We start from the raw sequence: 21,157 nt of genomic DNA, 5'->3' as shown, positions 1-21,157 counted from the left end.
ATGAATAACACACGGATTGTGGCCAAAAAACAGTTTGGTCAGAATTTTCTGAAAGATCAGAGCGTTTTGCGCAAGATCATCGAAGCGATGCCCGACAGCGACAGGAGAGTTGCGGAGATCGGGCCTGGCTTAGGTGATTTAACTAAGTTTTTAGTTGATGTCAAAAGCGTCGATGCTTTTGAGGTCGATACCGATCTATGCAAGCACCTGAATGAAGTTTTCACGGATGAGATCACTACCGGTCGACTGACGCTGCACTGCGGCGACGTCCTCGAGCACTGGAAGAGTGAGCTGCTTGATGTTCCGTACGAGTTGGTGGCGAACCTGCCATATTACATCGCGACGAACATTATCCTCAAAGCCCTCGCCGATCCGAAGTGCGAATTTCTGCTTGTTATGGTTCAGCGTGAAGTCGCGGAGAAGTTCTCCGCTTCACCTGGAGAGAAAAATTTTGGTGCACTCAGTGTGATAGCCCAGAGCGTGGCAGAGGTCAGTATCCTCGTCCATGTCCCGCCCGAAGCGTTCGCGCCGCCGCCCAAAGTCGATTCTGCCGTCCTGCTCATGAAAAAAACGGCGAATCGGGCATCGGATGCGTTTGAACAGATGCTCAAAACGGCATTTGCCCAGCCGCGCAAAACCTTGCTGAAAAATCTCTCCGCACGCTACGGTAAAGAAGAGGTCCAGGCCGCATTATCCTCTCGCGGCTACCCCTCTACCGTTCGCCCTCACCAGATCTCGACAGCAGACTATCACCAACTCTATACACAATTACATTAACAGTGACGCCCGAGGGGCGTACTGCAAGGAGTTAGGATGTCAGAAGAAACACAAGCCCCTGTCGCAGAAGCGAAGAAAAATACAGAAAACAAACCGGCCCAGAACCGTGAAGGCGAACCGCGCCGCCGCCGTTCATCCAACCGCAACCGCAGCCGCAGCCGTCAGAAACCCAAAGAGGGTGAAGCGAAAAAAGAGGGCGAAGGCCAGAGCCAGAGCCAGAACCGCAGCCGCGGCGGCCGCGGCGGCAACCGTGGGGAAAACCGTGGGGAAAACCGTGGGGAAAACCGTGGGGAAAACCGTGGCGAAAGTCGCGCGAAAAGTGGCGGCGGACGTTCCGGCGGCAACCGCAACCGCCGCCGCAACGCCCCGGCACCGACGGAGCAGAGCCTGCTGGAGAATGCGCGCCAGAACGAGGCGTCGCAGCGCGTCCGTGTCAGTCCGTATACGAAGATTGATGGGGAGGTGAAGGCGAAGGTCCGTATCACTCCGCTGGGCGGTCTCGGCGAGATCGGTGGAAACATGATGGTCATGGAGACGGATAACGAAGCGATCCTGATCGATGTCGGGATGAGTTTCCCGGACGAAGAGATGCACGGCGTCGATATTCTTGTCCCGGATTTCACCTATGTCCGCGAGATCAAAGACAAGATCGTCGGCGTCATCATTACCCACGCCCACGAAGACCATATCGGCGCGGTCCCTTACCTCTACAAAGAGATGCAGTTCCCGCTGTACGGTACGGCGCTTCCGCTGGCGATGATCGGCAACAAGTTCGACGAACACCATCTCAAAGAGTTCCGCCGCTACTTCCGCCCGATCGAGAAGCGCGTCGTGTACCAGATCGGGAACGATTTCCAGGTCGAGTGGATGCACATGACGCACTCCATCATCGACTCCTCTTCTATCGCGGTGACGACAGAGGCGGGAACGGTCATCCATACGGGTGACTTCAAGATCGACCATACGCCTGTTGACGGATTCCCGGCAGACCTGCACCGTCTGGCGCACTATGGCAGTCAGGGCGTCCTGGCACTCCTGTCGGATTCGACGAACTCGTACAACAAAGAGATCACGCCGAGCGAACTGACGGTCGCCCCGGCGCTGGACCGCGTCTTCTCGAAAACGAAAGGGCGCATTATCCTCTCGACGTTCAGCTCGAACATCCACCGCGTCTTCCAGGCGATCCAGGCGGGTATCAAGTACGGGCGCAAGGTCTGCGTTATCGGCCGTTCCATGGAGCGCAACCTCGAAGTGGCGATGCAGTACGAATACATCAAGCTGCCCAAAAACATCTTCGTCGATGCGGATGACGTCAGCCGGATGAACGACAAGGACGTCCTCATCATCACCACGGGTTCGCAGGGAGAGCCGAACTCGGCACTGTTTAGAACGGCCATCGGCGAGCACCGCCATATTAAGATCAAGCCGGGCGACCTGATCATCCTCTCCTCCCGGGCGATCCCGGGCAACGAGGGCTCTATTTCGCAGATGCTTAACCACCTCGAGCGTGCCGGCGCGACCGTCGCCCGCGATCGCGATCTGCACGTCTCCGGTCACGGCGGGGCGGAAGAGCAGAAGCTGATGCTGCGTCTGGTGCAGCCGAAATTCTTCCTGCCGATCCACGGCGAATACAACCACGTTATGCGCCACAGAGAGACGGGAATCGCCTGCGGGGTCCCCGAGCGCAACATCCATCTGATGAGTGACGGCGAGTGTGTCGAAGTGACGCCGAAGTATATGCGCAAGGTCAAAACCGTCAAATCAGGCAAGACCTACATCGACAACCAGAGCAACAACCTGATCGAAGACGACATCGTCATCGACCGCCAGAAGATGGCAACGGAGGGGATGGTCATGATCGTCGCCCAGGTCAGCAAAGCGGATTCGCACCTGATCTCCAAGCCGAAGGTCAGCAGTTTCGGTCTGGTGCCGGACAAGCAGGACAAAGCGTTTGCCCAGGAGATGGAAGATGTCCTGGAACACTTCCTGACCAATCTCAAGCCGGGGATCATCGAAAACCCCAAAGCGATGGAGAACGATCTGCGCCAGGTCGTCCGCAAGCATATCTATCGCAAAATGAAAAAGTATCCGCTGATTACGCCGACGATCTTCGTCATGTGAGTTCGCCATTAGAAACGACAACTGCTTGTCGTTTCGGCGAACGATGCAGTGGAACGGAATTCCGCAGCGTAGCAAGGATAAACCGCAGGCGTTGTGCAAAGCACCGCCGAAGGCTTCCAAGCAATAGTGACAACACCACAGACGTTCTACGAAGCAACGTCGAAAACTTGGGCTCAACAATCGTCACGAAAAAATCGCCCCGTGTACTCTTCCCTTACTTCCTCAGTAAGAATAATTAGTAAGCAACGCATTCCCGAAAACATACATGTTGAAGTCATATGGGAGATACTTTTTTGAGCACCTGTTAAACCTGTTTCCTCAAATTTACCCGGTGTTGATCGATGAAAAAATACACAGGTTATTCACAGTGTGAAGTATAATAATAATTGATTATATATTTTTCTATATAGGAGCAGAAAAGGGCTTAAAGCAAGCTTTTTTAGGAGGCGGCGGAAAAAGAAATTTCCGCGCAAGAAGAGGGGCGATCAGTTCCCGCGGGAACCCGGTTTGATCGCTTCGCTGCCCGCTTTGCACATCGGGCACTCTTCGGGGGCGTATATCTCGAAATCGAAGTCCGCCAGGGCGAAGAAGGGGAGGTCGCCGGGGAGTTTGCAGCTGGGCTTCGTTTCGATGCTGCTGTGCTCACGGCGGCAAAAACCGCGGTTGGCCAGGGCGGCGAAGGCAACAACCTTCGCGCCGAGCCCTTCGACCGCGGCGGCCGCTTCCATCGCCGAACCGCCAGTCGTGATGATGTCTTCGCAGACGAGGATGGTTTCACCCTCTTTGACGTCAAAGCCGCGGCGCAGGGTCATCTCGCCGCCGACGCGCTCGGTGAAGATGTAGCGGGCATCCAGGGCCTGGGCGAGTGCGAAACCGGCAATAAGCCCGCCGATGGCCGGGGAGCATACGGTATCGATCTTCACGCCGCTGGCTTTGATCTGGTCGGCCAGGGCGTTGGCCAGCTTCATGGCCGTTTTCGGGTCCTCGAGTACTTTGGCGGACTGGAGGTAGAACTGCGAGTGGTTGCCGGAGCTGAGCTTGAAGTGGCCCTCAAGCATCGCGTCGGCATCGAGGTAGATCTGTTTGATGTCCATACGCTTACACCGTCAGGATGGCTTGTTCTTTTTGCTTGATGATCTCGTCGATCTTTGCCACCATCTTGTCTGTGATCTTCTGGATATTGTCCTGGGCACGCTTGGAGTCGTCCTCGGTGACCTCTTTGTCTTTTTCAAGCTTTTTGACCGCGTCGTTGGCTTTGCGGCGGTCGTTGCGGACAGCGACTTTGGCATCTTCGCCCATCTTCTTGAGCTTCTTAACGCTCTCCTGGCGCTGTTCGACGGTCATCGGCGGGAAGAAGAGCTTGATCTGCTCGCCGTCGTTGTTCGGGTTGACACCGATATTGGCTTTGGCGATGGCGGTTTCAATGTCGCCCAGCAGCGGTTTTTCCCACGGAGAGACGGTGATCGTCGTTGCATCCGTGGCCAGGACTGTCGCAACCTGGGAGAGAGGAGTCGCCGCTCCGTAGTAGTCGACCTTGATGCCGTCGAGCACCTGTGTCGTTACTTTCCCTGTCCGGATCGTTTTGAACTGGCTCTGCATGTGCTCGATCGCACCTTCCATGTCCATTTCGCACTCTTGATAAATTTCGTCAAGCATTCTTACTCCTTTACTAAGATGATACTCTCTTGTTTCCGGCCGACCCGGATAAAGACCCGGCTGCGCGGCAAAGCGAGCATCACATCGGTTTTTACGCGGATTTCACCGTTTTCGACGGGAACGCGTACCCACTCCCCGCCGCTGATAAAGTACTCGGCAGTGCGGTATGTCGGTGCAATTTTAGCGTGTATTTCTTTTATTCTGCCATCTTCGGGCCACCGCAGGGGGGCGATCCACTCGGTGTCCAGGCGCTCGATTTTCAGTTTTTGCGCAATCAGGTTTTCGCCGGTCAGTGCCGTCCGATCGAGATCGTGCGGGTCACTGTCGGCGTTGACCGCGCCACTGTTCTGGTTGAGGATCAGTTCAAAGCCGTAGCCGGCGATGCCCGCCTTGACCTCGGGGTTGTATTCACCGTAGGGGTAGGCGTAGTAGCGCGGTACACGGCGGAGCTGCTTGGCAAAGGAGAGCAGCCCCCGGTCGGTGTCATCTTTGAGCATATAGGGCACGAGGTGGCACTCATGGCTGTGCCCATAGCCGTGCAGGCCGAGCTCGCCGTACTGTGCCGTATCGCGGATCTGATCCCAGGTCATGAAGTCGCCGTAGTTCTTGTCCGCCGCCGCGACATAGACAAAGAGGGTAAAGGGGTAGCCGTACTCGCGGAAGATCGGCAGGCCGTTCTCATAGAAGCTTTTGTAGCTGTCATCGATGGTGAGCACGACCCATTTGTCGTCAATGGGTTCGTGTGCCTTGAGGGCCTTGGCCAGGCGGGAGAGGGGGATGACTTTGTAGCCGTGCGCTTTGAGATAGTCGAATTCGGCGCGCAGTGTCTGAACGGAGGTGTTGGTCGCGGCATGCTGCGCATCGCCGAAACGGTGGAAGACGAAGATGTGCGCGTCCGCAAAGAGTACCAGCGGCAGCAGCGCAGTCAGTAGGAGGCTGCGCATGGCGGGTTAGTTGGAAGTGTTGGCTTCGGCAGCAGGTGCCGCAGGTGCAACGGCGCTTTCCGCTGCGCTCGGAGCGGCCGCCGTGACCGGTGTGACGATCTCGTCAACGACGGACTTGTTGGCGGCCTGCGCGTAGAAGTAACCCAGGGCAATCGTATTGGCTACGAAAAGGAATCCGAAGACGAAGGTCGTTTTCGCCAGGAAGCTGCCGGGCCCTTTGGCACCGAAAACGGATTCATTGGAACCGCTGTAGGCTCCCAGACCGATGCTGGAACTTTTCTGCAGCAAGACGACGATGGTCAGCAGAATCACCAGCACGACCTGTACGATCAGCAAGAAAGAAGTCATTGTTATCCTTAATCATTCGCTTTAAAGTGGCGAATTATAGCGAAAAAAACCCCATTCTATAATGGGCAGGGGAAGCTTCGCTATAATTCGGGGAAGAAAGCCGTGGAGAGATTTTGAAAAAAGCGATCATTGTTTTACTGGCATTGTTGACGGTTTTGGTGCTGGCCCTCGTGGTTATGGTACCGGAGAAAAAGGTGCAGGCCGGTAAAGCGGATGTCGTCGTGACGACGTTCGCGCTTTACGATATCGCCCGCCACCTCCTGGGCCAGGATGCCGAGGTGGCCATGCTGATCCCGTTCGGGCGGGAAGTGCACACCTTCGAGCCGACGCCGCAGGATATGATCCGGGTGCAGAAGAGCCGGCTGTTCCTTTACAGCGGCGCGGGCCTCGAACCGTGGACGGAACCTTTTGAGTCATTCGGCAACGCCAGGGACATGAGCCGGTACGTCCGTCTGCACGAAGGGGGGCATTCGCACCACGATGCAGCGGGGGAGACGCACGAAGAGGATCGCCACGGCACCGATCCGCATTACTGGCTTGATATCGACAATATGATTGCGCTTGTCCGCGGGGAAGAACAACTGTTCACTTCGGCATTCCCCGCCCTGGATGCCGTGAAACTCCGGGAACGGGCCGCCGCCTACATCAAACGGCTTGAGACCCTTGATGCCCTTTACCGCAAACGCCTGAGCGACTGTCGGCTTGATACGATCATTGTCAGCCATAACGCCTTCGGCTACCTTGCCGAACGCTACGGCTTCCATGTCGACGCCGTTACCGGACTCTCTCCGGATACGATGCCCGATGCGAGAACGATGGCGGCTCTGACCGACATCGTACGCGAACACGGCATCAAAACCCTCTTCTACGAATCGTTTGTCAGCGACAAGCTGGTAGCATCGCTGGCAACGGAGACGGGCGTGCGGGTGGATGTGCTCCAGCCGCTGGCGAACATCACCGCCGACGAGATCGGGGCGGATTATTTCCGCCTGATGAATGCCAACCTGCTGAAGCTGCATGACGCAATGGAGTGCAAATGACCTTTGAGCCGGCCGTTTTCGAGGTCGAACATCTTGACTACAGTGCCGGCGGTCAGACGATCCTCTCGGACGTATCGCTGAAGGTCCTCCAGGGGGAGTATTGCGCAGTGATCGGTCCCAACGGCGGCGGGAAGACGACGCTCGTTCGCCTGCTGCTTGGGCTACAGAAACCGACGTCGGGCCGTATCAGCCTCTTCGGCGAGCCGCAAAAGCAGTTCCGACAGTGGGCGCAGGTAGGGTATGTCCCCCAGCAAGTGACGCAGACGGATCGTCTTTTCCCCGGTAGCGTAGAAGAGATCGTCCGTATGGGGCGTATTTCCGGCCTCGGATGGGACAAGCGGTGGCATGAGAACGACCGCCGCATCGTTGAGCGGGCCATGGAACGGATGGAGGTGACGGGTCTGCGGCAGAAGCTTGTCGGCGAGCTCTCCGGCGGGCAGCGCCAGCGGGTCATGATCGCCCGTGCGCTGGCCTCGGAGCCGAAAGTACTGATCCTCGATGAGCCGAATACAGGTGTCGATCAGCCCTCGCAGCAGCGCTTTTACGCCCTGCTGCGCCAGCTCAATCAGGAGGAGCGTCTGACGATCCTCTTCGTGACCCACGATGTGGGCGTGATCGCCGATGACATCGCGCGGGTCTTTACGGTCAACCAGCGGCTTTCAACCTGCAATGACCCGAAAACGCTGCTCAGCTGCGAGGGGATGAGCGAACTTTACGGCATCGATGCGCACCTGCTCAGCGCGCATCACCGTCATTGACGAGGAGAGAGGATGCTGGAACTTTTCCAATACCAGTTTATGGTCAATGCGTTTCTCGCCGGGATCATGATCGCACTGCTTGCCTCCTTCAGCGGGGCCTTTGTCGTCCTTCGCCGCTACGCGCTGCTGACAGAGACCCTGGCACACTCGGCGCTGGTTGGGGTCGCCGTCGGGATCCTGACCGAGACCAACCCGGTCTGGATGGCGGTGGCGGCGGCACTGCTCAGTGCATGGACCATCGAGTACCTGCGCAGCTTCTTTCACCTCTACTCCGATGCCGTCCTGGCCATTTTCCTTTCGGGCTCCCTGGCCCTGGCCGTCATCATCGTCTCCCTGGCGGGGGCGTTCAACAGCTCGCTTTTCAGCTACCTCTTCGGTTCGATCCTTTCTGTCTCCACGGAAGAGGTCTGGACGATTTTTGCCGTCGGTGTCCCGGCCCTGGCGCTGCTGGGCTACTTTTATAAAGAGTTCTACTTTATCGCCTTCGATGAAGAGGTCGCCAAGACGGGCGGTATCCCCGTGACGCTGCTCAACTTTATGCTGGTCAGCATCGTTGCCGTCATTATCGCTCTCTCCATCCGTATCGTCGGGACCCTGCTGATCGGCGCGCTGATGGTCATCCCAACCGTAGCCGCCCTGCGTTTCCGCCAGGGCTTTTCCGCGACAGTGGGGCTCTCCGTGCTGTTCGCACTCTTTTCCGTGGCAGCCGGCATGCTGCTCTCCTACGCTTTCGCACTTCCCAGCGGCGCGACCATCGTCATGTGCGTCCTGCTGATCTTTGTTATCTCCTTGGTGATCAACCGCCGATGAACGTTCAGAACGAGTTCTCCCGTTATGCCGACCACTACGGCAGCTATAACATTATTCAGAAGAAAGTGGCTGAAAGACTGGTCGCGGGGGTGAAGGATGCACCGCAGCACCTGCTCGATATCGGCTGCGGGCGCGGTGCCGTCGCAGAGCAGATAGCGTGGCCCTATCAGCAGCTTGTCGGCATCGATTTCGCGCCGGGGATGCTGGCACTGCACCCCCAGGGGGAACGGATCACCTGTTTGCAGGGGGACTTCGACGATCCCAAGCTCTACGCCTCGCTGAAGGCGACACACTTTGACCGTATCTTTTCCGCCTCCGCCCTGCAGTGGTCGCCGGACCTGGCCCACACTTTCGCACTGATCCGCTCACTCAATGCCCCGGTCTCTCTTGCAATCTTTACAGCCGGAACGTTCGGGACACTTTTTAAGACGGCGGGGCTGCCGCCGCTTCTGCGGAGTGCCGACGAGGTGGAGCGTTTGGCAAAGCGGTTCTTCAATGCATCATGCGAAGTGGTCCGCTACTCCCTCGCCTTTGACAACACCCGCGATATGTTCCGTTATATCAAACGCAGCGGGGTCAGCGGGAACCGAAACGTGCTCACCTATAAAGAGACGAAACAGCTGATGGAGAACTACCCTTTGGACCGGCTGGAGTTCGAGGTACTTTTTATTCAGAGCTGAGCAGGTGCTCTTTTTCCAATGTATAGAGTTCGTAGCGGATCTGCTTGAAGGTTTCGGAGAGTGCCGGATCGACGATCTTATACATCTCTTCCAGTACCCGTGAGGACTCCTGGGCCCGCTTGTAGTTGGCGATGAGAATGCTTTTGACCGAAGAGCGGTTCAGTTCGCTCTTGATCGTCGGACGCAGTACATCATTGATGCTGTCCCGGGAAGAGAGCAGGTTTTGCAGATCGTCGATTCTACTTTTATGGCGAAGGGCTTTGAGGCTGGAAGCGGTTGTTTTGTCGTTTTGGAGATAGCGGGCGATATCCTCGATAACGCGGATGCCCTCTTTGAGGCGGTTCAGGTTGGCGTCGATCACCCGAAAAAGATCGGGTGAAAGGGCGTCAGTCTTCGCTGCCACCGAAGATGCCCAGGAGCTGGAGCAGGTTGACGAAGATATTGAAGAAGTCGAGGTAAAGGGCAACGGCCCCCTCGATCGGTGTCTCAAACATCCCGCGCATGATTGCCTGCGTGTCGTAAACGACGAAGATGCTGAACAGGAAAACCGCAGCGGCGGAGATAATGACGGCCATCATCGGGCTTCCGAGGAAGATGTTGACGATTGAGAAGCCGATGATCACCAGCAGTGCGATAAAGAGCGGCTTGCTGAAAGAGGTAAAGTCTTTCGTCGTACGGATGGCGTAAAAGCTCATGGCCCCGAAGATGACGGAGGTCATGGCAAAAGCGTTACCGACGATCGTCGCGCCGCCGGACATGCCGAGGACAACGGAAAGCAGCGGGGCGATCATCATACCGGTTGCGAACGTGAAGGCAAAGAGCAGGATCAGGTTGAGCCCCTGCTTGTGTTTGGCAAAGTGCAGACCGATCAGCAGACCGATGACCAGGAAAAAGAGCGGCCAGTGCATGGCCTGAAGAGTACCGGCGATCGGAATCCCCACGTATGAACCGACTGCCGCAGCCATCAGGGAGGCGGCAAACAGTTTATAAGTCTCTTTTACAAATGAAACGACCTGTGTTTCACTGCGGTTGGCTGCGTAGTGATCCGCTGCTCTTCCGCGTGCATATTCTCTATCATAAAGTCCCATAGTCTATTCCTCTATTATATTGGAGTTTGATTTCTGAACTATACATGGTTCATGTCAAACAGATAGTAAATAAAATCGGGGTGTTTGGCGCGAAAATACAGGGTAATAGCAGCAGCAGATCGACAGATGTATATTTTTGTAACAAAAATAGGGTGAAAATGGGCCAAAAAAAAGAAATTTGACATATTTTGCAATTCCTCCCGAAAACCTCTTGACATTGCTTTAGGAATCCCCTATAATTCCCGTCCACAAACGATGAGAGGCATCGAAAGAAGCCGATCAGCCGGGTCTTCGAGTTGAAGATTTGGGAAGTTTGAGATCATTGAAAACTAAGCAAGTGGGATGGACAGATGCGAGTCTGGAAGTCTTACTTAGATAAGACACAATTTAACCGTCTATTACTATTAATAGTGATAGACACTATACAGCCAATGATTTTATATCTTGGGCTGGATCAGTAATCGTTTCTTCGGAAACGTCTTTTCAATTATGGAGAGTTTGATCCTGGCTCAGAGTGAACGCTGGCGGCGTGCTTAACACATGCAAGTCGAACGGTAACAGGGAGAAGCTTGCTTCTTTGCTGACGAGTGGCGCACGGGTGAGTAATGTATAGGTTACGTGCCCCTCAGTCTGGGATAGCCACTGGAAACGGTGATTAATACCGGATACTCCTGTTCGCAGGGAAAGGTTTTTCGCTGAGGGATCGGCCTATATTGTATCAGCTAGTTGGTGAGGTAAGAGCTCACCAAGGCGATGACACATAGCGGGTTTGAGAGGATGATCCGCCACACTGGTACTGAGACACGGACCAGACTCCTACGGGAGGCAGCAGTGAGGAATATTGCACAATGGGGGAAACCCTGATGCAGCAACGCCGCGTGGAGGATGACGCATTTCGGTGTGTAAACTCCTTTTATTAGGGAAGAAAATGACGGTACCTAATGAATAAGCTCCGGCTAACTCCGTGCCAGCAGCCGCGGTAATACGGAGGGAGCAAGCGTTACTCGGAATCACTGGGCGTAAAGGACGCGTAGGCGGGTTTTTAAGTCAGGTGTGAAATCCTATGGCTCAACCATAGAACTGCACTTGAAACTGGGAACCTAGAGTATGGAAGGGGCAGATGGAATTAGTGGTGTAGGGGTAAAATCCGTAGATATCACTAGGAATACCGAAAGCGAAGGCGATCTGCTGGGACATAACTGACGCTGAGGCGTGAAAGCGTGGGGAGCAAACAGGATTAGATACCCTGGTAGTCCACGCCCTAAACGATGAATGCTAGTCGTCGGGGCTCTTGTAGTTTCGGTGATGCACTTAACAGATTAAGCATTCCGCCTGGGGAGTACGGTCGCAAGATTAAAACTCAAAGGAATAGACGGGGACCCGCACAAGTGGTGGAGCATGTGGTTTAATTCGAAGATACACGAAGAACCTTACCTGGCCTTGACATTGATAGAATACTGTAGAGATACGGTAGTGCCAGTTTACTGGAGCTTGAAAACAGGTGCTGCACGGCTGTCGTCAGCTCGTGTCGTGAGATGTTGGGTTAAGTCCCGCAACGAGCGCAACCCTCGTCCTTAGTTGCCAGCAGTTCGGCTGGGCACTCTAAGGAGACTGCCTTCGCAAGGAGGAGGAAGGTGAGGACGACGTCAAGTCATCATGGCCCTTACGGCCAGGGCTACACACGTGCTACAATGGGACGTACAGAGAGTTGCGATACCGCGAGGTGGAGCCAATCTCATAAAGCGTCTCTCAGTTCGGATTGTACTCTGCAACTCGAGTGCATGAAGCTGGAATCACTAGTAATCGTAGATCAGCTAAGCTACGGTGAATACGTTCCCGGGTCTTGTACTCACCGCCCGTCACACCATGGGAGTTGATTTCACCCGAAATCGGGATGCCAAACTGGCTACCGCTTACGGTGGAATCAGCGACTGGGGTGAAGTCGTAACAAGGTAACCGTAGGAGAACCTGCGGTTGGATCACCTCCTTTCTAGAGTAACCGGGCCTCATTCGTTTGAGGGCCCGAAGAGAAAATCTCACACAGAGTTGTGTCTGTCCGCTTGCTTGCTTAGTTTTCAGTGATCTGTGTTCTATTGAATTAGAAATGCCGAGAAGGGGCCTATAGCTCAGCTGGTTAGAGTGCACCCCTGATAAGGGTGAGGTCGGAGGTTCAAGTCCTCCTAGGCCCACCAGGATCACTATGTGGGGAATTAGCTCAGCTGGGAGAGCGCCTGCTTTGCACGCAGGAGGTCAGCGGTTCGATCCCGCTATTCTCCACCACGGATGAAGCCTAATACGAGTACTTGATGAAGTATTCATATTAGACTTCTTAGTGTATAAGAGTCTAAATCGTTCATTGAATTATCATTGTTAAAGTCAACAAATATAGTAAGAAATTACTATATGCAACTACAATTGAAGATTACAGTCTTATTCATATTGAGTAAGGCAGTAAGCGCTAATTAGAATAAAGATATTAAGAGCTATAGGTGGATGCCTAGGCTGGTAGAGGCGATGAAGGACGTACTAGGCTGCGATAAGCCTCGGGGAGCTGCCAAGAAGCTTTGATCCGGGGATTTCCGAATGGGGCAACCCGGCACGGTGCGAATCGTGTCACCCTTCGGGGGGCGAACCAAGGGAAGTGAAACATCTCAGTACCTTGAGGAAAAGAAATCAACCGAGATTCCCAGAGTAGCGGCGAGCGAAATGGGACTAGCCCTAAAGCGTGTAGTGTGTTAGCAGAATCCTTTGGAAAGAGGAGCCATAGAAGGTGATAGCCCTGTAAGCGAAAACTATCTACATGTTATTCGAGTAGGTCGGGACACGTGTTATCTTGACTGAACATGGGGGGACCACCCTCCAAGGCTAAATACTACTACCAGACCGATAGCGAACCAGTACCGTGAGGGAAAGGTGAAAAGAACCGTGGTGAACGGAGTGAAATAGAACCTGAAACCTATAGCTTACAATCATTCGGAGCCCCATTCTTTATGAGGGGTGACGGACTGCCTTTTGCATAATGAGCCTGCGAGTTGTGGTATCTGGCAAGGTTAAGCGAACGCGAAGCCGTAGCGAAAGCGAGTCTTAATAGGGCGATTAGTCAGATGCTGCAGACCCGAAACTGAGTGATCTATCCATGAGCAGGTTGAAGCTGGTGTAAGAGCTAGTGGAGGACCGAACCGATAGGCGTTGAAAAGCCTCCGGATGACTTGTGGATAGGGGTGAAAGGCCAATCAAACTCAGTGATAGCTGGTTCTCTCCGAAATATATTTAGGTATAGCCTCGAGTTATTAGCATACAGGGGTAGAGCACTGACAGGGCTAGGGCTGCTCACCGCGGTACCAAACCCTATCAAACTCCGAATACTGTATGCCTAACCTCGGGAGTCAGGCGGTGGGTGATAAAATCAATCGTCGAGAGGGGAACAACCCAGACTAGCAGCTAAGGTCCCTAAGTTACATCTAAGTGGAAAAGGATGTGGAGTTGCTGAAACAACCAGGAGGTTGGCTTAGAAGCAGCCATCCTTTAAAGAAAGCGTAACAGCTCACTGGTCTAGCGATTCTGCGCCGAAAATATAACGGGGCTAAGATGTACACCGAAGCTCTAGACTTAGTTTTACTAAGTGGTAGGAGAGCGTTCCATTCAGCGTTGAAGGTATACCGGCAAGGAGTGCTGGAGCGGATGGAAGTGAGCATGCAGGCATGAGTAGCGATAAAAGCAGTGAGAATCTGCTTCGCCGTAAACCCAAGGTTTCCTACGCGATGCTCGTCATCGTAGGGTTAGTCGGGACCTAAGTCGAGTCCGAAAGGGGTAGACGATGGCAAATCGGTTAATATTCCGATACCGACTGTAGAGCGTGATGGAAGGACGCATAGGGCTAAACGAGGTCACTGATGGAATAGTGGCTCGAAGGATGTAGGTTGTAAGGCAGGCAAATCCGCCTTACATGAGACCGAGATCTGACAGGCTGTCGACGCTCTTCGGAGCAGAAACAGAATCGTTGATGCCGTCGTGCCGAGAAAAGTTTCTAAGCATATCTACAGTCGCCCGTACCGTAAACCGACACAGGTGGGTGAGATGAGTATTCTAAGGCGCGTGGAAGAACCCTGGTTAAGGAACTCTGCAAACTAGCACCGTAACTTCGGAATAAGGTGTGCCCGTTGTATGTGAAACCCCTGCGGGTGGAGCAGAAGCGGGTCGCAGCAAAGAGTCCCTCCCGACTGTTTACCAAAAACACAGCACTCTGCCAACACGTAAGTGGATGTATAGGGTGTGACGCCTGCCCGGTGCTCGAATGTTAAAAGGATCCGTTAGCTTTGCGAAGCGGTGAATTGAAGCACGAGTAAACGGCGGCCGTAACTATAACGGTCCTAAGGTAGCGAAATTCCTTGTCGGTTAAATACCGACCTGCATGAATGGCGTAACGAGATGGGAGCTGTCTCAACCAGGGATCCAGTGAAATTGTAGTGGAGGTGAAAATTCCTCCTACCCGCGGAAAGACGGAAAGACCCCGTGCACCTTTACTATAGCTTGACACTGCTATTGGGATATTCATGTGCAGGATAGGTGGGAGCCGTTGATTATATGACGCCAGTTGTATATGAGGCACCCTTGAGATACCACCCTTGAATATTCTGATAGCTAACTGCGCAGAGTTATCCTCTGTCAGGACAATGTCTGGTGGGTAGTTTGACTGGGGCGGTCGCCTCCTAAAAAGTAACGGAGGCTTACAAAGGTTGGCTCAGATGGGTTGGAAATCCATCGCAGAGTATAATGGCATAAGCCAGCCTGACTGTGAGACGTACATGTCGAGCAGAGTCGAAAGACGGTCATAGTGATCCGGTGGTTCTGTGTGGAAGGGCCATCGCTCAAAGGATAAAAGGTACGCCGGGGATAACAGGCTGATCTCCCCCAAGAGCTCACATCGACGGGGAGGTTTGGCACCTCGATGTCGGCTCATCGCATCCTGGGGCTGGAGCAGGTCCCAAGGGTATGGCTGTTCGCCATTTAAAGCGGTACGCGAGCTGGGTTCAGAACGTCGTGAGACAGTTCGGTCCCTATCTTCCGTGGGCGTAGGAGAGTTGAGGAGAGCTGACCCTAGTACGAGAGGACCGGGTTGGACGAACCACTGGTGCACCGGTTGTCCTGCCAAGGGCACCGCCGGGTAGCTACGTTCGGATGTGATAACCGCTGAAAGCATCTAAGCGGGAAGCCAACTCCAAGATGAACTCTCCCTGAAGGACGCATGAAGACTACATGCTTGATAGGCTGGGTGTGTACGCAGAGCAATCTGTTTAGCTGACCAGTACTAATAGTCCGTTCGTCTTTTTTCCCTAAAATTAGTGTCTTACTGCCTTACTGAATATGAGAAGCTGTAATCACTGTAGTTGCCGTTGACTTTAACAATGAAAACTTCCCGACACAGTCGGATCTAAGATCACTTCGGTGCTTTTAGATCCGATTGTCCAGGTGGCTATAGAGAGAGGGAAACGCCCGGCCCCATTCCGAACCCGGAAGCTAAGCCTCTCATCGCTGATAATACTGACCCTTGCAGGGTTGGGAACGTAGGTCGCCGCCTGGTTCTCGGAATTTCTTCACATTCAAACAATCACAACAATTTATTACCAACAATCTCTTAAGTCTAAACTCCGGCGGCTATGTTCGCTTTATACTACGTATTCGCTCTTCATCTATCTTACTTTACTCCTGTAAAAACGCAACCCCGTTGCCTTTTTTCATGAGATATCCTGGTTCTCGGATTTATCCTTCTTTACTAATCCTCCTAACTTTTAAAACCAATTACACTGTCTTACTTTACACCTGCGGCTATGCTCGCGTCGTACTCCGTACTCGCTTCCTATTTATCTTACTTTTCGCATAGACAAGCACAACCTTGTTGCCCTTATCCAGATCATGTCCCGCCTATTTATAGCGCACTTCTATGAATGCATATTATTTGTGAGCAATGTTGGTCTGGGATACAAATATTCAACTCGTAAGATCATTAACAATCTATGAATGATTAGTGCTGTATTTTCCTCTATGTCATTCTAGTCACCCTGGTTGTTTTCCTATCAAATAATAGTCTTATCTGCTTCGTTGCAATCTTATCCTGGCATGTGTTTTATGTTCTATGAGATCTCGCTATAAGCACTAGAAGCGTGGCTCCCAGGTTACCCATCTTCTATAGTTTTTTTTACTGCTGTTTCATCTCGACAAGAGCATGTCAAGAAAAACTAATGCATGCAGATAGAGTCAAATAACACATTAATATATAACAGGAAAAGTAAAAATACTGTTTCGAAATGAAACAATATGATAAAATTCTCAAAAAAATCTCTCTTTTGTATCAAAAACAAAAACACTCAGAAACAGCTTTTTTCTATGCTTAAAACCGCCATTAAGATAAGTTATAAGTATAAAAATCTTTTATTTCCCCATTTTTCTTGATTACGATAAAAAAAATGATAAGTTTCTGTGATAATGCATTATTTATATTCAGATTCAATTTATTTTTGCCTCTCTATAATGATCCGAGTTGAAAGCGAAGGCTTTCTGTCGAATAACTGTATTCGTAGGAGTATAAATGACACGTACAATCAAATTGGCTGTTGCAGCGGCTATGGCGTTGGGAGCAACATCTGCTTTTGCAACAAACGGTGACCACCTGATCGGTCTCGGTGCGAAATCACGTTCGATGGGCGGTGTAAGCATCGGGATGCCGTTCGGTGCAGAGTCCGGTATTAACAACCCTGCGTTATTGAGCAGCGTCAAGGGGACAGAGATTTCGTTCGGTGGTACACTCTTTATGCCGAATGTAAAATATAACGCCAATGACGGCAATGGCATGCAAGATAGTGCTGCGGATCTGAATGTGATTCCGGAAGTTTCTGTCGGTAATAAAGTCGGTGATCACTTCTACTGGGGTATCGGTATCTGGGGAACTGCCGGTATGGGTACGGATTACCGTAGTGAGAATTCTCAAAGCACCATGAATATGGTCACCGCTCTCCAGTTGATGCAGCTGGGTGTGCCGGTCGCTTATGAGATGAACGGACTCAGTGTCGGTTTCACTCCAATCCTTCAGTATGGTGCTTTGGATATTAATTACAATGCCATGGGTACGACTGTCGGGGAGGGGCTGGCACAGGACCTGAAATTTACTTACAATTTTGGTCTCTCCTATAATGTCGGTGCATTGACACTCGGTGCGGTCTATCGTGCGGAAATCCCGATGAAGTACAAGGGGCAGATTTCCGGAGCTACTGGGCCGTTCGCCGGTTTGGGGATTCTGCCTGCTCCATTCGGGGATGAACTGACACAGCCTGCGGAGATCGGTGTTGGGTTCTCATTCAAGATTACCCGCGAAAATACCATCGCGTTTGACTATAAGCAGGTTAAATGGGGTGACGCTAAAGGCTATAAAGACTTCAACTGGAAAAACACGGATGTATTTGCCGTCGGATACCAGTTTGAAATAGACGGGTATGCGCTGCGTGCGGGGTATAACCACGGTACACAGCCGATCGAAGAGGCAGACGGCACGACACAGGCAGGTGCTGCCATCAACGTCTTCAACCTCCTTGGGTTCCCGGCGGTCGTAGAAGACCATATTACGGCGGGTGCTTCCGCGCCGCTGACAGAGCAGCTCTCCGTCGATCTGGCGCTGACGTACGCACTGGAAACGAAAGTTTCATTCGATACTTCCGCCCTTGACGGCATGGGGATGACAGGACCGAGCAATGAAGTAAAACACTCGCAGTCCGGTGTCACGTTCCAGTTGACATACGACTTTTAAAAGAACCATACCTCCACACTCCCGCTCCCGGGCGGGATCCATTGAATCATTGGCATCAGACACTATGACGCATAGAAGCAGGATATTTCCGTGCCGAATTTTCAATGAAAGCGAACAAGCAGTGACGCTTTTCTCCCGGGAGGGCAGAGGTGCAACCAATAGAAAGGAAAAGAGAATGAAAGCATTGTTGATTTTGTTGGCCGCCATCTTGTTTTGGGTGGATGCCCATGCTGCGGCCGAACCGATTGGCGAGAAAGTGAGTGCCTATTATTACGCACCCTATCAAGATAAGGCTGCCGTAATGTCGACGTTGCAAGCGGCAGGGTTTGAGATTGTCGGGAGGTATGCGACAACAGATAAGAGCGAAACGATTGTCATGACGACTGAAGCACTCAAAGCAGCTGCAAAGAAACCGGGGCGCGGTTTCGGCGCGGTCCTCCGTGTGCTCGTGGATGGTGAAAACCAACGCATCGCCGTCACGAATCCGGTCTATTTCGGGAAGGCATTTTTCCAGTCGGAGTATGATCACACCCTGGGCGACACGCTGACAGCGGCGCTGCAAAAAGCGCTGGGTGATCTCAGCGTATCCGAGGATGCTTTCGAATACGACAAACTCGCCGGCTACCATTTTATGATCGGTATGCCCTATTATGAAGACACGTACGCGCTGGCAGAGGGTGACACGCAAGCTTTGCTTTCAAAGCTTGAGACGTATAATGACGGCCGTTCGGTTGTCTTTAAACTGCCGCTTGGCGAGGGCAAAGTGCTGGTCGGGTACGCCCTGAGTGATGAGACAAAGTCATTCGTTAAGACGATCGGTGCGAAGAATGCCGAGATTTTGCCGTATACGATCCTGATCGAAGAGGGTAAAGCACAGGCTTTGGCGGCAAAATACTACATTGCCATCAGTTATCCTCTGCTGAGCATGGGGGAGTTTATGCAAATTGTCAACACGCCGGGTGCGATTGAAGAAGAGCTTTCGACACCATTTAAATAACAATGCGGCCTCCCGGCTGCATAGCTATTCCTCTTTCATTTCAGCCAGTGTTCTACAGGCTTAACCAGCACTCTTTTGTATCATATATGTTGTTGCTGTCGATTAGGGGATTGCTGGGTGTGATCGTGTGAAGATGGTTGAGGACGGTCCTGCCGTCCCGAGCGTTATTCCGTAATGCCGTTAACCGTATCGATGAAGAGGTTTTCCGCTTCGATCAGAGGGTCTAGAGAGGTTTTGTCTGCAATATCCGTCGAAGCGATCCAGTTCTGAACGGATGGGAAGCCCATATGGACAGTTTTTTCTCCATGTTTCTTGTAGAGGAAAAAGGTACAGGGCGCGAAGGCACCGACTTCCGGATGGGTTTGATGGATCGGGAAGATGACGTCGAGTTTGCAGACAGAATAGGTGTCATAAAAGTCATAACTATCATCATCACGCTCCTGCAGCTCTTCGTTGACGTCGATAAACCCTGGGAAGAGAAAACCAATGGGCTCCATCTCTCCTTCGAATTCAGCTTCAAAGTCATCTTTGGCATCAAGAACAGATCCATCCTTTGGAGCCTCAAATACGGCCTTAAAGGTCACCGAAAGGGGTGTGGCAGGGTCTGCGACCTTTTGATAGGCCAGCGACTTGAAATGGCCCCCAGGAAGGGCGGCACGCAGCGCCTTCTCCATTTTAGCTGCCAGGGCGACAAGGTCGGGGTTGTTCATTGGGATCTGCGTCATACGCGAAAGACCGCGCAAGGAGAGGACGGAGATATTCATGCTCCCTTCATTATCCTGCCAAATAGACATGGAGAGCGGCGTCAGCAGCCCCATCAGCGGATTAACGGCGATCAGTTTGGCGGAGAGATCGGGATCGTGAATGGTCGCCAGGCGGTAGACCGGGTAGTGCGTCGCACCGAACCGGGCTTTGAAGGGCTTGTTCATGTCGTTGTTGCCATCGATCAGAAAACCGGCTGCTTCAAAGGCTTTTTCTATGCTTTTCCCGGTAATTTTCCCGCCGCTGTTTTCAACGGTAAAGATCCGGATATCCTGCTGTGTGTTCGTATCGGTGGCGGCGGTGCTGATCAGCAGTGTCAGGGACAGTACTGTCCAGAGAAGGGTCCTTGCAAACGGTTTCATCTCACTCCTTCGTGATAAGTTTGTGAGACTAGTGTAGCGGCAGAGTCCTTAATTCAGAGTATGGTGACTGTATCACCTTTTTTTATTTTACCGCCCTGGAGTGTTTTCGCAAAAATACCGCGGTCGTTCTTGAGGAGCTCCGGCAGTCTGGCGTCGACTTTGCCGAGGCTGCTGCAGAGGGTGCAGTTCTGGGTGATGGCGACGATCGTCTCACCGATCTTCAATTGCTGGCCAGCCTGAAGGTGATAGGGACTGATATCGATGACAATGTTCTCTCCCAACGAGCCGTAGGGCATTGTGATGCCTTCGTCGGCCGCCATGACGTAGCTGGCCTCTTCGGAAGTGATCAGAATGGTACGGTTGAGGTTCTTGCCGTAATATTTATCGCCGATAATACCCTGCTCGTCGATTTCGATCATATCATACTCATGACGCCCTTCAACCCCTTTCAGGGCATGAAAAAGGCCCAGGACCTTTCCTTTGTGCTTATTCACTTTTTCCCTCCCGTTTAAAGCTGTCATAGGTCATGCTTTTATGCGCACCGCTGCTGACATAGTCGAGCATGTTCAAAAAATCCTTCTCTTCGACATATCCCGGTGCGGCAAAGATGATCTCCCCATCGGCATCCAGAAAAAGCGAGGAGGGGTAGAAGTTGTATCCGACATGTTTGGCGAAGTCGTGTCCGCTCCCCTTGAACTCCTTGAACGCCACGGTGTCATCGTCGTTGATGTTGATATCGACAAGTTCAAAAGAGGATTGAATCAGGGATGCGACTTTGTCGTCGCCGAGGGTAAATTCATACATTGCTTCACAGTAACCACAGTCATTTTTGTGAAGCCAGACTAGGAGGGTCTTCTTCTGCTTGGCCGTATCGATTGCTATACGGTTCAGGTCGATATCGCGTGCGGACAAGGAGAAAAAGAACGACGTGAGAATAAAAAGAGTGATGAAGTGGTGTTTATACACTGTTGGTGCCTTGGAGAGAAAGCGGTGGGACGCCGAAGCGTCCACCCGGG

17 protein-coding genes, 2 tRNA genes and 3 rRNA genes are annotated in these 21,157 nt (G+C 52.6%); 13 read left to right on the top strand and 9 right to left on the bottom strand.

All coding sequences use genetic code 11. The annotated features are described in order from the left end of the window. Both rsmA and ACM66T_RS12990 read left to right on the top strand, forming a co-directional pair. A complete protein-coding gene (gene rsmA, locus ACM66T_RS12995; RefSeq protein WP_231019467.1) occupies positions 1 to 777 on the top strand; it encodes a 16S rRNA (adenine(1518)-N(6)/adenine(1519)-N(6))-dimethyltransferase RsmA in 777 nt (258 codons plus the stop codon). Between the two features lie 36 nt (positions 778 to 813). After that, the gene (locus tag ACM66T_RS12990) at positions 814 to 2,898 is read left to right on the top strand and encodes a ribonuclease J (RefSeq protein ID WP_416768639.1); all 2,085 of its coding nucleotides are present in this window, start codon (positions 814 to 816) and stop codon (positions 2,896 to 2,898) included. Positions 2,899 to 3,383: 485 nt separating this feature from the next. Here the strand turns inward: ACM66T_RS12990 and pyrE are convergent, their stop codons facing one another. From pyrE to secG, 4 genes are read right to left on the bottom strand one after another with little or no spacing between them, the layout of a single operon-like run. Further along, positions 3,384 to 3,992 (bottom strand): orotate phosphoribosyltransferase, encoded by a 609-nt coding sequence (gene pyrE, locus ACM66T_RS12985; RefSeq protein WP_231019465.1) that lies wholly within the window; start codon positions 3,990 to 3,992, stop codon positions 3,384 to 3,386. 4 nt (positions 3,993 to 3,996) lie between these two features. Beyond that, a complete protein-coding gene (gene frr, locus ACM66T_RS12980; RefSeq protein WP_231019464.1) occupies positions 3,997 to 4,554 on the bottom strand; it encodes a ribosome recycling factor in 558 nt (185 codons plus the stop codon). A gap of 2 nt (positions 4,555 to 4,556) precedes the next feature. Then, positions 4,557 to 5,498, bottom strand: coding sequence for a polysaccharide deacetylase family protein (locus ACM66T_RS12975; protein WP_416768638.1), 942 nt, complete (start codon positions 5,496 to 5,498; stop codon positions 4,557 to 4,559). 6 nt (positions 5,499 to 5,504) lie between these two features. Then, positions 5,505 to 5,846 (bottom strand): preprotein translocase subunit SecG, encoded by a 342-nt coding sequence (gene secG / locus ACM66T_RS12970; RefSeq protein ID WP_416768637.1) that lies wholly within the window; start codon positions 5,844 to 5,846, stop codon positions 5,505 to 5,507. Positions 5,847 to 5,959: 113 nt separating this feature from the next. Between secG and ACM66T_RS12965 the strand changes: the two genes are divergently transcribed. The 4 genes from ACM66T_RS12965 to ACM66T_RS12950 are packed head-to-tail and all read left to right on the top strand — an operon-like array spanning position 5,960 to position 9,134. After that, entirely contained in the window at positions 5,960 to 6,886 is a 927-nt protein-coding gene (locus tag ACM66T_RS12965) for a metal ABC transporter substrate-binding protein (protein ID WP_231019460.1), read from the top strand. Then, entirely contained in the window at positions 6,883 to 7,644 is a 762-nt protein-coding gene (locus ACM66T_RS12960) for a metal ABC transporter ATP-binding protein (protein ID WP_231019459.1), read from the top strand. The genes ACM66T_RS12965 and ACM66T_RS12960 overlap by 4 nt, the downstream gene beginning before the upstream one ends. 12 nt (positions 7,645 to 7,656) lie before the next feature. Next, the gene (locus ACM66T_RS12955) at positions 7,657 to 8,454 is read left to right on the top strand and encodes a metal ABC transporter permease (protein WP_231019458.1); all 798 of its coding nucleotides are present in this window, start codon (positions 7,657 to 7,659) and stop codon (positions 8,452 to 8,454) included. Next, complete coding sequence (locus ACM66T_RS12950; RefSeq protein ID WP_231019457.1) at positions 8,451 to 9,134, top strand: methyltransferase domain-containing protein; 684 nt, start codon at positions 8,451 to 8,453, stop codon at positions 9,132 to 9,134. Before ACM66T_RS12955 ends, ACM66T_RS12950 begins: the two co-directional genes overlap by 4 nt. Here ACM66T_RS12950 and ACM66T_RS12945 read toward each other — a convergent pair. Then, on the bottom strand, positions 9,121 to 9,537 hold the full coding sequence (locus ACM66T_RS12945) for a thiamine-phosphate pyrophosphorylase (RefSeq protein ID WP_231019456.1): 417 nt from the start codon (positions 9,535 to 9,537) through the stop codon (positions 9,121 to 9,123). The two genes, ACM66T_RS12950 and ACM66T_RS12945, sit on opposite strands and share 14 nt — an antisense overlap. Then, positions 9,521 to 10,222 carry a Bax inhibitor-1/YccA family protein gene (locus tag ACM66T_RS12940; protein WP_231019455.1) on the bottom strand — a complete coding sequence of 234 codons (702 nt, stop codon included), beginning with the start codon at positions 10,220 to 10,222 and terminating at the stop codon, positions 9,521 to 9,523. The genes ACM66T_RS12945 and ACM66T_RS12940 overlap by 17 nt, the downstream gene beginning before the upstream one ends. Before the next feature lie 486 nt (positions 10,223 to 10,708). Here ACM66T_RS12940 and ACM66T_RS12935 point away from each other — a divergent pair. From ACM66T_RS12935 to ACM66T_RS12905, 7 genes are all read left to right on the top strand, one after another. Continuing rightward, a 16S ribosomal RNA gene (locus tag ACM66T_RS12935) occupies positions 10,709 to 12,212 on the top strand. A 125-nt stretch (positions 12,213 to 12,337) separates the two neighbouring features. Continuing rightward, a tRNA-Ile gene (locus ACM66T_RS12930) sits at positions 12,338 to 12,414 on the top strand. A 12-nt stretch (positions 12,415 to 12,426) separates the two neighbouring features. Next, a tRNA-Ala gene (locus tag ACM66T_RS12925) sits at positions 12,427 to 12,502 on the top strand. Between the two features lie 186 nt (positions 12,503 to 12,688). Then, positions 12,689 to 15,555: ribosomal RNA gene (locus ACM66T_RS12920) — 23S ribosomal RNA — on the top strand. A gap of 132 nt (positions 15,556 to 15,687) precedes the next feature. Then, positions 15,688 to 15,803: ribosomal RNA gene (rrf, locus tag ACM66T_RS12915) — 5S ribosomal RNA — on the top strand. Together the 16S, 23S and 5S rRNA genes with 2 tRNA genes alongside form the textbook arrangement of a ribosomal RNA operon. Before the next feature lie 1,005 nt (positions 15,804 to 16,808). After that, on the top strand, positions 16,809 to 18,020 hold the full coding sequence (locus ACM66T_RS12910) for an OmpP1/FadL family transporter (protein ID WP_231019454.1): 1,212 nt from the start codon (positions 16,809 to 16,811) through the stop codon (positions 18,018 to 18,020). A 175-nt stretch (positions 18,021 to 18,195) separates the two neighbouring features. Next, positions 18,196 to 19,017, top strand: a complete 822-nt coding sequence (locus ACM66T_RS12905) for a hypothetical protein (RefSeq protein WP_231019453.1) — start codon at positions 18,196 to 18,198, stop codon at positions 19,015 to 19,017. A gap of 164 nt (positions 19,018 to 19,181) precedes the next feature. On the opposite strand, the gene ACM66T_RS12900 is transcribed toward ACM66T_RS12905, so the two are convergent. Genes ACM66T_RS12900 through ACM66T_RS12890 form a run of 3 tightly spaced genes read right to left on the bottom strand, consistent with a single transcriptional unit; the run spans position 19,182 to position 21,152 of the window. Beyond that, positions 19,182 to 20,141, bottom strand: coding sequence for a DUF302 domain-containing protein (locus tag ACM66T_RS12900; RefSeq protein ID WP_231019452.1), 960 nt, complete (start codon positions 20,139 to 20,141; stop codon positions 19,182 to 19,184). Positions 20,142 to 20,194: 53 nt separating this feature from the next. Continuing rightward, entirely contained in the window at positions 20,195 to 20,635 is a 441-nt protein-coding gene (locus ACM66T_RS12895; RefSeq protein ID WP_231019451.1) for an MOSC domain-containing protein, read from the bottom strand. Further along, positions 20,628 to 21,152, bottom strand: a complete 525-nt coding sequence (locus ACM66T_RS12890) for a thioredoxin family protein (RefSeq protein WP_231019450.1) — start codon at positions 21,150 to 21,152, stop codon at positions 20,628 to 20,630. The genes ACM66T_RS12895 and ACM66T_RS12890 overlap by 8 nt, the downstream gene beginning before the upstream one ends. Positions 21,153 to 21,157: the final 5 nt, after the last annotated feature.

The organism is Sulfurimonas sp. ST-25 (assembly GCF_048079205.1).
Taxonomy (GTDB): Bacteria; Campylobacterota; Campylobacteria; order Campylobacterales; family Sulfurimonadaceae; genus Thiomicrolovo; species Thiomicrolovo sulfuroxydans.
The sequence above is the reverse complement of the archived record's forward strand: the minus strand, read 5'-3'. Positions and strand labels throughout refer to the sequence as shown.

Coding starts and splice junctions, on each gene's coding strand:
- rsmA (WP_231019467.1), top strand. CDS start 1: ATGAATAACACACGGATTGTGGCCAAAAAACAGTTTGGTCAGAATTTT.
- ACM66T_RS12990 (WP_416768639.1), top strand. CDS start 814: ATGTCAGAAGAAACACAAGCCCCTGTCGCAGAAGCGAAGAAAAATACA.
- pyrE (WP_231019465.1), bottom strand. CDS start 3,992: ATGGACATCAAACAGATCTACCTCGATGCCGACGCGATGCTTGAGGGC.
- frr (WP_231019464.1), bottom strand. CDS start 4,554: ATGCTTGACGAAATTTATCAAGAGTGCGAAATGGACATGGAAGGTGCG.
- ACM66T_RS12975 (WP_416768638.1), bottom strand. CDS start 5,498: ATGCGCAGCCTCCTACTGACTGCGCTGCTGCCGCTGGTACTCTTTGCG.
- secG (WP_416768637.1), bottom strand. CDS start 5,846: ATGACTTCTTTCTTGCTGATCGTACAGGTCGTGCTGGTGATTCTGCTG.
- ACM66T_RS12960 (WP_231019459.1), top strand. CDS start 6,883: ATGACCTTTGAGCCGGCCGTTTTCGAGGTCGAACATCTTGACTACAGT.
- ACM66T_RS12955 (WP_231019458.1), top strand. CDS start 7,657: ATGCTGGAACTTTTCCAATACCAGTTTATGGTCAATGCGTTTCTCGCC.
- ACM66T_RS12950 (WP_231019457.1), top strand. CDS start 8,451: ATGAACGTTCAGAACGAGTTCTCCCGTTATGCCGACCACTACGGCAGC.
- ACM66T_RS12940 (WP_231019455.1), bottom strand. CDS start 10,222: ATGGGACTTTATGATAGAGAATATGCACGCGGAAGAGCAGCGGATCAC.
- ACM66T_RS12910 (WP_231019454.1), top strand. CDS start 16,809: ATGACACGTACAATCAAATTGGCTGTTGCAGCGGCTATGGCGTTGGGA.
- ACM66T_RS12905 (WP_231019453.1), top strand. CDS start 18,196: ATGAAAGCATTGTTGATTTTGTTGGCCGCCATCTTGTTTTGGGTGGAT.
- ACM66T_RS12900 (WP_231019452.1), bottom strand. CDS start 20,141: ATGAAACCGTTTGCAAGGACCCTTCTCTGGACAGTACTGTCCCTGACA.